We start from the raw sequence: 13,650 nt of genomic DNA, 5'->3' as shown, positions 1-13,650 counted from the left end.
GCTGAATTGCGAATCTGCCGCATTTTGCGGCAGTTTGTTTATTGCCAGTTGGAATAAGAAAGGACTTCATGAAACGTCTGCTGCTAACTGCGGTTCTCGCCGTACTGATGATCGCCGAAGTTCACGCTGAGTCCTTCACTATCTCTGATATCCGCGTCAATGGCCTCCAGCGGGTTTCCGCCGGCAGTGTCTTTGGTGCCTTGCCGCTGAATGTCGGCGAGTCTGCGGATGATCGTCGTCTGGTGGATGCCACTCGCGCGTTGTTCAAAACCGGGTTCTTTCAAGATATCCAACTTGGCCGCGATGGCAATGTCCTGGTCATCACCGTGGTCGAGCGTCCCTCTGTTTCGAGTATCGAAATCGACGGTAACAAAGCGATTACCACTGAAGACCTTATGAAAGGTCTCAAACAGTCAGGTCTGGCTGAAGGTGAAATCTTTCAACGTGCAACCCTTGAGGGCGTGCGTAACGAGCTGCAACGTCAATACGTTGCCCAAGGCCGTTACTCGGCTGAGGTTTCCACCGAAGTCGTACCGCAACCGCGTAACCGTGTTGGCCTGAAAATCAACATCAACGAAGGTACGGTTGCGGCCATTCAGCACATCAACGTGGTTGGCAACACTGTCTTCCCCGATGAGGACCTGATCGGCCTGTTCGAACTCAAGACCACCAACTGGCTTTCGTTCTTCAAGAACGACGACAAGTATGCCCGTGAAAAACTGTCCGGCGACCTCGAGCGTCTGCGTTCGTACTACCTCGACCGCGGCTATATCAACATGGACATCGCTTCGACCCAGGTGTCCATCACGCCTGACAAGAAAAGCGTGTACATCACGGTCAACGTCAACGAAGGCGAAAAATACACCGTCAAGTCGGTCAAGCTGAGCGGCGACTTGAAAGTACCTGAAGATCAGGTCAAGGCGCTGTTGCTGGTCAAGCCGGGTCAAGTGTTCTCGCGCAAGATCATGACCACGACTTCGGAACTGATTACTCGTCGTCTGGGTAACGAAGGCTATACCTTCGCCAACGTCAACGGTGTACCTACACCGAACAACGAAGACCACACCGTCGACATTCTGTTTGCAGTCGATCCGGGCAAGCGTGCCTACGTTGACCGTATCAACTTCCGCGGCAATACCAAGTCTGCGGACGAAGTGCTGCGCCGTGAGATGCGTCAGATGGAAGGCGGCTGGGCTTCTACGTACCTGATCGATCAATCGAAGACCCGCCTCAATCGCCTTGGCTTCTTTAAAGAAGTAAACGTTGAGACGCCAGCAGTGCCCGGCACTGATGACCAGGTCGACGTGAACTACACGGTTGAAGAACAAGCATCCGGTTCGGTGACCGCGAGCGTCGGTTTCGCCCAGAGCGCGGGTTTGATTCTGGGTGGTTCGATCAGCCAGAACAACTTCTTGGGTACCGGTAACAAGGTCAGCATTGGTTTGACCAAAAGCGAATACCAGACTCGTTACAACTTTGGTTACGTCAACCCGTACTTCACGCCGGACGGTGTGAGCCTTGGCTACAATGCCTTCTACCGCACCACTGACTACAAAGACCTCGATGTCGACGTGGCCAGCTATGCAGTTGACAGCTTGGGCGCAGGTGTCAGCCTCGGTTACCCGATCGACGAAACGTCGCGTCTGACGTTTGGTTTGACCGTACAGCAAGATGAAATCAAGACCGGTGTGTACACCGTTGACGAAATCTTCGACTTCGTTAACCAGGAAGGTACCAAGTACCTCAACTTCAAGGCGTCCGCTGGCTGGTCTGAATCAACCTTGAACAAAGGTGTTTTGGCGACGCGTGGTCACTCTCAGAGCCTGGTGTTTGAAAGCACCATTCCGGGCAGCGATCTGTCGTTCTTCAAGCTTGACTACCGCGCTCAATATTTCCACCCGCTGACTGAAAACTACACGCTGCGTCTGCACACTGAGTTGGGCTACGGCGACGGTTATGGTTCGACGTCCGGCCTGCCGTTCTACGAGAACTACTACGGTGGTGGTTTCAACTCGGTACGCGGCTTCAAGGACAGCAGTCTTGGTCCTCGCAGTACCCCGAGCCGTGGTGTTGATGTAACCGGTAACGCCGGTACCCAATTGGACCCGGATCAAAAGGCACTGCCTTTCGGCGGTAACGTTTTGGTTCAAGGTGGTGTTGAGGTCATGTTCCCGCTGCCATTCATCAAAGATCAGAAATCTTTACGCACCTCCGTGTTCTGGGATGTCGGTAACGTTTTTGACACCAACTGCGGCAGCAACAAGAACGTAGTCTCAACGTCGGACACGAAGGCTAATTGTCCCGGCGTAGATCTCGCCAATTTGGCAAGTTCTGTCGGTGTCGGTGTAACGTGGGTAACCGCGCTGGGGCCATTGAGTTTTGCCTTGGCTATGCCGATCAAGAAACCGGATGACGCTGATACCCAGATTTTTCAATTCTCTCTCGGTCAGACATTTTGATTGTCCGATCAACAGTAACGACAACAGATTTTGTAGGAGTGCATTGTGCGTAAGTTGACTCAACTGGTTCTCTTGGCTACAGCCCTGATAGCGACCCCAGCGTTTGCTGAAATGAAAATTGCTGTGTTGAATTATCAAATGGCATTGCTTGAATCAGACGCTGCCAAAAGATACGCAGTGGATGCCGAAAAGAAATTTGGTCCACAGCTGACTAAATTGAAAACCCTCGAAAGCAGCGCCAAGGGTATTCAGGATCGCTTGGTAAGCGGTGGCGATAAAATGGCACAGCCTGAACGCGAACGCCTGGAGCTTGAATTCAAGCAAAAGGCACGGGACTTCCAGTTCCAGTCCAAGGAATTGAACGAAGCCAAAGCCGTTGCTGACCGTGAAATGCTCAAGCAACTGAAGCCAAAGCTTGATCAGGCTGTGGAAGAAGTTATCAAAAAAGGTGCATTTGACCTGGTGTTCGAGCGCGGTGCTGTGATTGATGTCAAGCCTCAATACGACGTCACTCGCCAAGTCATCGAGCGCATGAATCAGCTGAAGTAACACAATGACCGTAACCATCAAGCTCGGCCAATTGGCCGAGTTCCTCGACGCCACACTGCGTGGCGACGCGGATAAAGACATTACCGGGCTGGCCACTTTACAAGAGGCCGGCCCTGGTCAGGTCAGTTTCCTGGCCAATCCGCAGTACCGTAAATTCCTTGCTGTGAGCCATGCTGCCGCCGTATTTCTCAAACCGGCTGATGCAGAAGGGTTCGCAGGTGATGCGTTGTTAGTGCCTGACCCTTATCTGGCCTACGCAAAGATCTCCCATTTATTCGATCCGAAACCCAAGGCTTTGCCAGGAGTGCATCCGTCGGCGATTGTTGCCGCTGACGCCCATGTCGATGCCTTGGCCAGTGTTGGCGCTTTTGCCGTTATCGAGAGCTGCGCGCGTATCGCAGCGGGCGTTACGGTAGGGGCGCATTGTTTTATTGGCGCCCGCAGTGAGATCGGCGAAGGCGGCTGGTTAGCGCCACGCGTCACGCTTTATCACGATGTACGCATCGGCAAGCGAGTTGTGATTCAGTCTGGCGCGGTACTCGGCGGCGAAGGTTTCGGGTTTGCCAATGAAAAGGGTGTCTGGCAAAAAATTGCGCAAATTGGCGGTGTACGGGTCGGTGATGACGTGGAGATAGGCGTCAATACTGCCGTTGACCGTGGTGCGTTGGCCGATACAGTGATCGGCAATGGCGTAAAGCTGGATAACCAGATACAGATCGCTCACAACGTTCAGATTGGCGATCACACCGCCATGGCTGCTTGTGTCGGTATCTCGGGTAGCACAAAGATTGGCAAGCATTGCACCATCGCTGGCGGTGTCGGCATGGTTGGGCATATCGAAGTGTGTGATGGCGTATTCGTCACCGGTATGACCATGGTGACCCGCTCGATTACCGAGCCGGGTGCTTATTCGTCGGGGACTGCAATGCAGCCTGCGGCGGAATGGCGCAAGAGTGCAGCGCGCATTCGTCAGCTTGATGACATGGCGCGACGCTTGCAGCAGATGGAAAAGGTTGTTGAGGCAGTGACCTCAGGCGGTAAAGCTTCATCTGAAGGCTGATAACTTTTTTATATCAAGCGTGCACAGCCGATAAACTGCCTCCTTGATTTGCAGGAGGAGTGCTGCGCGTTAATCGCGCACTCCCCATCTTTACTACAGGCTTCCCCCCGAAATGATGGACATCAACGAGATTCGCGAATACCTGCCTCACCGTTACCCGTTCCTGTTGGTGGACCGAGTGGTTGAGTTGGATGTCGAGGCCAAAGGCATTCGTGCCTACAAGAATGTCAGCATCAACGAGCCTTTTTTCAATGGCCACTTTCCTCAGCATCCAATCATGCCGGGCGTATTGATCATCGAAGCGATGGCTCAGGCTGCCGGCATCCTTGGCTTCAAGATGCTTGATGTAAAGCCATCCGACGGTACGCTTTACTATTTCGTCGGCTCTGACAAACTGCGCTTTCGCCAGCCAGTCATGCCAGGCGACCAATTGATCCTTGAAGCCAAATTTATTAGCTGCAAGCGCCAGATCTGGAAATTTGAATGCCGGGCTACGGTTGACGGCAAACCGGTGTGCTCCGCAGAAATCATCTGCGCGGAACGTAAACTATGAGTTTGATTGACCCTCGCGCAATCATCGATCCGACAGCTATTCTGGCTGACGATGTAGAGGTCGGCCCTTGGTCGATCGTCGGACCTGGTGTGGAAATCGGCGAGGGTACAATCGTTGGGCCGCATGTGATTCTCAAAGGTCCGACGAAGATCGGTAAGCACAACCACATCTATCAGTTTTCCTCCATAGGTGAGGACACCCCCGATCTCAAATACAAAGGCGAAGAGACGCGCCTGGTGATAGGCGATCACAACGTTATTCGTGAAGGTGTGACTATCCACCGCGGGACGATCCAGGACCGCGCAGAAACGACGTTGGGTGATCACAACCTGATCATGGCCTACGCGCATATCGGTCACGACAGCGTCATCGGCAATCACTGCATTCTAGTCAATAACACTGCGCTAGCCGGGCACGTGCACGTCAACGACTGGGCTATTCTGTCTGGCTTCACGTTGGTGCATCAGTATTGCCATATCGGCGCCCACAGCTTTTCTGGCATGGGGACGGCGATAGGCAAGGACGTACCGGCATTTGTCACTGTGTTCGGTAACCCTGCGCAAGCTCGGAGCATGAACTTCGAAGGCATGCGCCGCCGGGGGTTCAGTGAAGAGGCTATTCATGCCCTACGCCGTGCGTACAAGGTCGTCTATCGGCAAAGCCTGACAGTCGATCAGGCGATTGCCGAGCTGGCCGAGCCCGCGGCACTGTTCCCTGAAGTGGCGTTATTTCTTGAGTCCATACAAACGTCGACTCGCGGCATAACCCGCTAATGAATTCATCGATGGTCAAAACATTGCGCATCGCACTGGTTGCGGGTGAAGCGTCGGGCGATATCCTGGGCGCAGGCCTGATGCGGGCGCTCAAGGCGCGTAACCCTGGCATTGAGTTCATCGGGGTCGGTGGTCCGCTCATGCAAGCGGAAGGTATGGTTTCCTATTTTCCGATGGAGCGTCTGTCGGTCATGGGGCTGGTCGAGGTACTCGGTCGTCTCAAGGAGCTGCTGGCCAGGCGCAAAGCGTTAATCCAGACGCTGGTCGCTGAAAAACCCGATGTGTTCATCGGCATCGATGCTCCAGACTTCAACCTTAATATCGAACTCAAACTACGCCGTGCCGGGATCAAGACCGTGCATTACGTGAGCCCGTCGGTGTGGGCCTGGCGCCAAAAGCGTGTGCTGAAAATCCGTGAAGGCTGCGATTTGATGCTGACGCTGCTGCCGTTCGAAGCGCGGTTTTATGAAGAGAAGGGCGTGCCGGTGCGTTTTGTCGGTCACCCGCTAGCCGACACCATCCCTTTGGAATCGGATCGCGCCGCTGCCCGTGAGCAGCTCGGTTTGACTGACGGTAACGTCGTTGCCCTGATGCCGGGCAGCCGTGGCGGTGAAGTGGGCAAGCTCGGCGGGCTGTTTTTTGACGCTGCCGAACGTCTGATGACGCTGCGTCCCGGCATTCGTTTTGTGCTGCCCTGTGCCAGTCCGCAACGACGCGCGCAAATCGAAGCGTTACTGCTGGGGCGTAATATCCCCGTCGTGCTCCTCGACGGCCAATCACATCTTGCCCTTGCTGCCTGCGACGCGGTCTTGATCGCCTCGGGCACCGCAACCCTCGAAGCGCTGCTGTACAAACGACCAATGGTTGTTGCCTATCGTCTGGCACCAATTACCTTTTGGATACTCAAGCGTCTGGTGAAAAGCCCTTACGTCTCGTTACCGAATCTGCTGGCCCAGCGTTTACTGGTCCCGGAATTGTTGCAGGAAGCTGCGACCGCCGAGACCCTCGCGCAAACGTTGTTGCCGCTGCTTGATAGCGGCGGTGGGCAGACGGCAGGCTTTGATGAGATTCACCGGACCTTACGTCGCGATGCATCCAACCAGGCCGCCGATGCTGTGCTTGGGTTGTTGGGTCAATCGCCTTCACAGTGAGTTGGTTATAAATGCAAATGGGTCTGGACTTTAATCTGGTCGAAGAACTGGTTGCCGGTGTCGACGAAGTCGGTCGCGGTCCACTGTGTGGCGCGGTAGTAACGGCAGCGGTGATTCTCGACCCCCGCAGGCCGATCCTGGGCCTCAACGACTCGAAGAAGCTCACCGAAGCCAAGCGTGAAAAACTCTACGACGAAATTTGTGAAAAGGCCCTGTGCTGGTATGTCGCCCGGGCTGAAGTTGAAGAAATCGACGAACTGAACATCCTTCATGCCACCATGTTGGCCATGAAGCGCGCCGTGGAAGGCCTGATCATTATTCCGAAACTGGCATTGATCGATGGCAATCGTTGCCCGCAATTGTCGGTACCCAGTGCGTCTGTGATTCAGGGTGATGCATCGGTGCCGGCCATTGCCGCGGCTTCGATTTTGGCAAAAGTCAGCCGTGACCGTGAAATGGTTGCGTTCGAACTGATTTACCCGGGTTACGGAATGGGCGCGCATAAAGGCTACTCAACCCCCGTTCATCTGGAAGCGTTGGCGCGTCTGGGTCCCACACCAATTCATCGACGCTCGTTTGCCCCGGTTCGCGCGGCTTACGAGGCGCAAGCGATGATGCTGCAAAGTCCGCTTTCAATGTTTTTACCGGGCTGATGTTTTACCCAAGGCCCGGTACAATCCGGGCCTTCGTTTTTTCGTAATTCGCGCTATAGGATCATCATGCCGGCTTCTTTCGTTCATCTACGCCTGCACACTGAATATTCTCTGGTCGATGGTCTGGTCCGGGTCAAACCGTTGGTCAAGACCTTGGCCGGTATGAATATGCCTGCCGTGGCCGTGACCGATCAGAACAACATGTGTTCGCTGGTCAAGTTCTACAAAGCCGCCATGGGCGCAGGTATCAAGCCTATTTGCGGTGCAGACTTATGGCTTTCCAACAAGGACGAAGACGCCGGGTTGAGCCGGATCAGTCTGTTGGTGATGAACGCAAAGGGCTATCGCAACCTGACCGAGTTGATATCTCGGGGTTTCATTGACGGTCAGCGCAACGGCCAAGTCATCATTGAGCGGGAATGGGTCGCCGAGGCCAGCGAAGGGTTGATCATGCTGTCGGCAGCCAAAGAAGGCGAGATCGGCATGGCGTTGCTGGCTGGTAATCCGGGTGATGCCGAGCAATTGATGCGTGACTGGATGGCAGTATTTCCGGACCGGTTTTACGTGGAGCTGCACCGCACCAATCGCCCCAATGACGAAGAACATTTGCACCTCGCCGTTGCACTGGCTGATCGCCTTGGCGCGCCGCTGGTGGCGACCAACGATGTGCGCTTCATCAAGCAAGAAGATTTCGAGGCCCATGAGACACGGGTGTGCATCGGCGAAGGCCGGGCACTGGATGATCCCCGCCGCTCGCACAATTACAGCGACCAGCAATACCTCAAAAGCTCGGCAGAGATGGGCGAGCTGTTCAGTGACCTGCCAGAAGCATTGGCCAACACCGTTGAGATCGCCAAGCGCTGCAATATCGAAGTAAAGCTGGGCACGCACTTTTTGCCTAACTTCCCGATTCCTGATGGCCTGACCATGGATGAGTATTTCCGTAAGGTCTCGTTCGATGGGTTGGAGGACCGACTCTCGGTCTTGATGCCAAAAGACACCACCGAGGATTACGACGCCAAGCGTCAGGTGTACATCGATCGGTTGAATTTCGAACTGGACATCATTATCCAGATGGGATTTCCCGGTTACTTCCTGATCGTAATGGACTTTATCCAGTGGGCCAAAAGCAACGGTGTTCCGGTAGGTCCAGGCCGTGGGTCAGGCGCCGGTTCGCTGGTGGCCTATGTGCAGAAGATCACCGACCTTGACCCACTGGAATACGACCTGCTGTTCGAACGGTTCTTGAACCCGGAACGGGTATCGATGCCCGACTTCGACGTCGACTTCTGCATGGACGGCCGTGATCGGGTCATTGAATACGTGGCGCAGAAGTACGGGCGTAACGCGGTCAGTCAGATCATCACGTTCGGTTCGATGGCGGCCAAGGCGGTGATACGCGACGTGGCGCGGGTGCAGGGCAAGTCATACGGCCTGGCGGATCGCCTGTCGAAGATGATCCCGTTCGAAGTCGGCATGACGTTGGAGAAAGCTTACGAGCAGGAGGAAGTCCTGCGGGACTTCATCAAGATTGATGAAGAGGCTGCCGAAATCTGGGAGATGGCGCGCAAGCTCGAAGGTATCGTGCGCAACGTTGGTAAACACGCTGGCGGCGTGGTCATCGCGCCGACCAAGCTGACCGACTTCTCACCGATTTATTGCGATGAACTGGGTGACGGCCTGGTCACCCAGTTCGACAAGGATGATGTCGAGGCCGCCGGACTGGTGAAGTTCGACTTCCTCGGTCTGCGGACCTTGACCATCATCGATTGGGCATTGAAAACCATCAACCGCGAGCGCGCCAAGGTCGACGAGCCGCCGCTGGATATTGCGTTTATTCCGCTGGACGACAAGGCTACCTATACGCTGCTGCAAAAGGCTGAAACCACAGCGGTGTTCCAGCTTGAGTCGCGAGGTATGAAAGAGCTGATCAAAAAGCTCAAGCCCGACTGCCTCGAAGACTTGATCGCACTGGTAGCCCTGTTTCGTCCAGGGCCACTGCAATCGGGCATGGTGGATGACTTCATCAACCGTAAGCACGGTCGCGCAGAACTGTCGTATCCCCACGTCGATTATCAGTACGAAGGCCTGAAGCCCGTACTGGCGCCTACGTACGGCATCATCCTGTATCAAGAACAGGTGATGCAGATTGCCCAGGTCATGGCTGGCTATACCCTTGGCGGTGCCGACATGTTGCGTCGGGCCATGGGTAAAAAAAAGCCCGAAGAAATGGCCAAGCAACGTGGCGGTTTCATCGAAGGTTGCACCAATAACAATATCGACGCTGATCTGGCCGGTAACATTTTTGACCTGGTGGAGAAGTTCGCCGGTTATGGCTTCAACAAGTCTCACTCGGCCGCTTATGGTTTGGTGTCGTACCAGACCGCATGGCTGAAAACCCATTACCCGGCGCCGTTCATGGCTGCGGTATTGTCAGCGGACATGCACAACACCGACAAGGTTGTGACCTTGATCGAGGAAGTGCGCAACATGAAGTTGCGTCTCGAATCCCCGGACGTGAACACTTCCGAATACAAATTTACCGTGAGCGATGACGGCCGAATCCTGTACGGTCTCGGCGCCATCAAAGGTGTGGGCGAAGGCCCGGTGGAAGCCATTACCGAGTCGCGCCAAGCCGGGCCGTTCAAAGACCTGTTTGATTTCTGCGCCCGGGTAGACCTTAAACGCATTAACAAGCGCACCCTTGATGGCTTGATCCGCAGCGGTGCGCTGGATCGCCTGGGGCCGTATTTTGAAGACAACGTCGACATAAAGACCTACCAGGCCAACCTCGACCGCAACCGTTCTGTGCTGTTGGCTGCGCTGGAAGAAGCGATTCAGGCGGCTGAGCAAACCGCGCGCAGCCATGACAGCGGGCACTCGGACCTGTTTGGCGGCTTGTTTGTAGAAGCGGATGCCGACGTCTACGCCAACCACCGCAAGGCCAAGGAAATGAGCCTGAAAGACCGGCTGCGGGGTGAGAAGGAAACGCTGGGCTTGTACCTGACCGGGCACCCTATTGATGAGTACGAAGGCGAAATTCGCCGTTTCGCTCGTCAGCGCATTATCGACTTGAAGCCTGCGCGAGACACCCAGACGGTTGCTGGTTTGATCATCGCACTACGCGTGATGAAGAATAAGAAGGGCGACAAAATGGGTTTTATCACCCTGGATGATCGCTCTGGACGAATTGAAGCGTCACTGTTTGCTGAAGCATTCCATTCAGCGCAGTCGTTGTTACAAACCGACGCGCTGGTGGTGGTCGAAGGGGAAGTCAGCAACGATGATTTCTCTGGCGGCCTGCGTTTGCGGGCCAAGCGGGTGATGAGCCTGGAAGATGCCCGGACCAATTTGGCCGAAAGCTTGCGCTTGAAAATTCATGCCGATGCGCTCAAAGGCGACCGTCTCAAGTGGTTGGGGGAATTGTGCAAGCGGCACCGTGGTGCATGCCCCATCACGCTGGACTACACCGGGATGGACGCCAAAGCGTTGCTGCAGTTTGGTGAGGCGTGGCGAATCGATCCTGCGGACAGCTTGATTCAGGCGCTGCGTGACCAGTTCGGGCGTGAGAACGTCTTTCTGCAGTACCGTTGATAGTGCAGGCCTGTGCAAGCAGCCTGCGCTCAACCATAATTTTTTAATCTCGACCTGAATGCGCCTGTTCCCGTAAGGTGGGCGCTCACGGATCAACCGGCCGGCCCCTTGGCCGTCGACCCCAGACGGATGCTTATGAACCCGAATTTTCTCGATTTTGAACAGCCGATCGCTGACCTTCAAGCCAAGATCGAAGAGCTGCGCTTGGTCGGCAATGACAACTCGCTAAACATCGGCGACGAGATCTCGCGTCTGCAAGAGAAGAGCAATACGCTCACCGAAAGCATTTTCGGTAACTTGACCAGCTGGCAGATCGCGCGCATGGCGCGTCACCCGCGCCGTCCTTACACATTGGATTACATCGAGCACATCTTTACCGAGTTCGATGAGCTGCACGGTGATCGGCATTTCTCTGATGACGCCGCCATTGTCGGTGGTGTTGCGCGCCTGGAAGACCAGCCGGTGATGATTATCGGCCATCAGAAAGGCCGCGAAGTGCGGGAGAAGGTTCGCCGCAATTTCGGCATGCCACGTCCTGAAGGCTATCGCAAAGCCTGCCGCCTGATGGAAATGGCCGAGCGCTTCAAGATGCCAATCCTGACCTTTATCGATACGCCGGGTGCTTACCCTGGCATCGACGCCGAAGAACGCAACCAGAGCGAAGCGATTGCCTGGAACCTGCGAGTGATGGCTCGTCTTAAAACGCCGATCATTGCTACCGTGATTGGTGAAGGCGGTTCTGGCGGCGCACTGGCCATTGGTGTCTGCGATCAATTGAACATGCTGCAATATTCGACTTACGCGGTTATCTCGCCTGAAGGCTGCGCCTCGATTCTGTGGAAAACCGCAGACAAAGCCCCAGATGCCGCAGAAGCCATGGGTATTACCGCTGACCGTCTGAAAGGGTTGGGTATTGTCGATAAAGTTATCGGTGAACCCTTGGGCGGCGCCCATCGTGATCCGGCAACCGCCGCTGCTTCGATCCGCACGGAATTGAGCAGTCAATTGGCGATGCTCAAAAACTTCGACACCGACGCACTGCTGGCCCGCCGTTATGAACGCCTGATGAGCTACGGCCTCTGATTGCGGGCTAGCGGGTTTGTCTGATGGACCGTGTTGCTGCCTTCGCGAACGTGTTCGCGAAGCAGGCGGCGCGGTCCATCTGAGACACCGCCTCGCCAACAGGTTGGCTCCTACAGGACTTGGGTGCTTTGAAACAACATCTGCGCGATCTTCTGCTCACCGTACTAACCCCTTGGCGCAGCGCACCGGCCTGGCGCATCGCCTTCTCGGGCGGACTGGATTCCACCGTCCTGCTGCACCTGCTTGCTGATCTCGCGACACGAGAAGCCATCCCACCGTTATCCGCCATTCACATCCATCACGGCCTTCAGGCTGCAGCCGATGCGTGGCCGGAGCATTGCGCTGAGGTCTGTCGCCTTCTGGGTGTGCCGTTGGATGTGATTCGTGTACATGTGCAGCCTGGGGCCAGCATCGAGCAAGCGGCGCGTGATGCGCGGTATGCGGCGTTTATTCATTTATTGGCCGCAGGCGAATTGTTGCTCACCGCTCAGCACCGTGATGATCAAGCCGAGACGTTGTTGTTTCGTTTGATGCGTGGGACAGGGGTTCGCGGGCTGGCGGCCATGCCTGAGCAACGGACGCTGGGCAAAGGCAAATTATTGCGACCGTTGCTTAGCGTCTCCCGGGCGACCCTTGAGGCTTATGCCACCGAACACTCATTGCGCTGGGTGGAAGACCCAAGCAACGCCGACAGCCAGTTTTCGAGAAACTACCTGCGCCAACACATTCTTCCGTCATTGACCGCGCGCTGGCCCCAGGCGACAGCGAGCATGGCCCGCACAACCGCCCACCTGGCCGAAGCCCAAGGCCTGCTGGACGAATTGGCCCTGCAAGACCTTGCGCAGCTCGATTCACCCACCGAGTTCGCCTGGCTCGGATTGCTGTCGCTGGAACTGGCGCCGCTCAGGACCTTGTCGGCAGCCCGGCAACGCAACGCGTTACGCCATTGGCTGGCGCCTCTGACGCGTCTACCCGACAGTGAACATTGGGTCGGCTGGGATAGCCTGCGGGACGCCCGGGACGGTTCACAGCCCATTTGGTGTCTGACGGACGGTGAGCTTCATCGCGCAAACGGGCGAATCTGGTGGTTGCCAGCGGCCTGGTTGCAACCTCCAGCCGCCGTGACCGTCTGGCATGACCCTCGGCACACCTTAGCGCTCGCGGGTAACGGCCAACTTGGTTTCAACGGCGAGGCCCCGGCCGGTGAATTTCATGTGCGTTACCGTCAAGGCGGGGAAGTCATGCACTTGCCCGGACGGGGCCATCGTGATCTCAAGCGACTGCTCAACGAAAGCGGTTTACCGGTTTTTGTGCGTGGTCGTTTGCCATTGTTGTATCAGGATGACCAGTTATTGGCCGTCCCCAACCTGCCCGGACTCGACGGAACAGCCCATGGCGACTGGCGATTACACTGGATTGCGCCGACGAACGACCAAAGTTTGAGCTGAAAGGCCGTTTCCGGTAGACTACGCTCCCTTCTTGATAGAGCTTCTGTGGATTCTTGTGAATCGACGGAAGTTGCCAATTACCAGGCTGTTTTTGCTGGGCGATTCTCAAAAATGTAGCGCGCAACAGACAGGCACTTTCAGTCTGCCGGTCCCAACGCAGCAATTTTAAGGAGTGCACTGTGAGATTTTTTGGTAATTGCGGGCTTCGGCCTTCCTTCGCTTTCCCCGGCGGCTCTGACCGCTTTAACGCAGACTTCTAGGGTTTTTCATGACGCGCTACATCTTCGTCACGGGCGGTGTTGTTTCTTCATTGGGGAAAGGCATTGC

The 13,650-nt window shown here is 55.7% G+C and carries 10 protein-coding genes; all 10 read left to right on the top strand.

Annotated elements, in window-relative coordinates; translation table 11 throughout:
* Nucleotides 1–68 precede the first annotated feature (68 nt).
* The 10 genes from bamA to tilS all read left to right on the top strand — a co-directional run bounded on the left by bamA (nt 69) and on the right by tilS (nt 13,323).
* Nucleotides 69–2,459, top strand: a complete 2,391-nt coding sequence (gene bamA / locus JWR17_RS05505) for an outer membrane protein assembly factor BamA (protein WP_299829090.1) — start codon at nt 69–71, stop codon at nt 2,457–2,459.
* Between the two features lie 45 nt (nt 2,460–2,504).
* Nucleotides 2,505–3,008 (top strand): OmpH family outer membrane protein, encoded by a 504-nt coding sequence (locus JWR17_RS05500; protein ID WP_299829088.1) that lies wholly within the window; start codon nt 2,505–2,507, stop codon nt 3,006–3,008.
* A gap of 4 nt (nt 3,009–3,012) precedes the next feature.
* On the top strand, nt 3,013–4,068 hold the full coding sequence (gene lpxD / locus JWR17_RS05495; protein ID WP_299829086.1) for a UDP-3-O-(3-hydroxymyristoyl)glucosamine N-acyltransferase: 1,056 nt from the start codon (nt 3,013–3,015) through the stop codon (nt 4,066–4,068).
* A 112-nt stretch (nt 4,069–4,180) separates the two neighbouring features.
* On the top strand, nt 4,181–4,621 hold the full coding sequence (gene fabZ / locus JWR17_RS05490; RefSeq protein WP_299829084.1) for a 3-hydroxyacyl-ACP dehydratase FabZ: 441 nt from the start codon (nt 4,181–4,183) through the stop codon (nt 4,619–4,621).
* Complete coding sequence (lpxA, locus tag JWR17_RS05485) at nt 4,618–5,394, top strand: acyl-ACP--UDP-N-acetylglucosamine O-acyltransferase (protein ID WP_299829082.1); 777 nt, start codon at nt 4,618–4,620, stop codon at nt 5,392–5,394. The genes fabZ and lpxA overlap by 4 nt, the downstream gene beginning before the upstream one ends.
* Nucleotides 5,395–5,405: 11 nt before the next feature.
* The gene (gene lpxB, locus JWR17_RS05480) at nt 5,406–6,545 is read left to right on the top strand and encodes a lipid-A-disaccharide synthase (RefSeq protein WP_299829080.1); all 1,140 of its coding nucleotides are present in this window, start codon (nt 5,406–5,408) and stop codon (nt 6,543–6,545) included.
* A gap of 11 nt (nt 6,546–6,556) precedes the next feature.
* On the top strand, nt 6,557–7,198 hold the full coding sequence (rnhB, locus tag JWR17_RS05475) for a ribonuclease HII (protein WP_299829078.1): 642 nt from the start codon (nt 6,557–6,559) through the stop codon (nt 7,196–7,198).
* A gap of 66 nt (nt 7,199–7,264) precedes the next feature.
* Nucleotides 7,265–10,792, top strand: coding sequence for a DNA polymerase III subunit alpha (dnaE, locus tag JWR17_RS05470; protein WP_299829077.1), 3,528 nt, complete (start codon nt 7,265–7,267; stop codon nt 10,790–10,792).
* A gap of 135 nt (nt 10,793–10,927) precedes the next feature.
* Complete coding sequence (locus tag JWR17_RS05465) at nt 10,928–11,875, top strand: acetyl-CoA carboxylase carboxyltransferase subunit alpha (protein WP_299829075.1); 948 nt, start codon at nt 10,928–10,930, stop codon at nt 11,873–11,875.
* Nucleotides 11,876–12,003: 128 nt separating this feature from the next.
* Entirely contained in the window at nt 12,004–13,323 is a 1,320-nt protein-coding gene (tilS, locus tag JWR17_RS05460; protein WP_299829073.1) for a tRNA lysidine(34) synthetase TilS, read from the top strand.
* Nucleotides 13,324–13,650 lie beyond the last annotated feature (327 nt).

The organism is Pseudomonas sp., assembly GCF_028293835.1.
In the GTDB taxonomy this organism is placed as follows: domain Bacteria; phylum Pseudomonadota; class Gammaproteobacteria; order Pseudomonadales; family Pseudomonadaceae; genus Aquipseudomonas.
The sequence above is the reverse complement of the archived record's forward strand: the minus strand, read 5'-3'. Positions and strand labels throughout refer to the sequence as shown.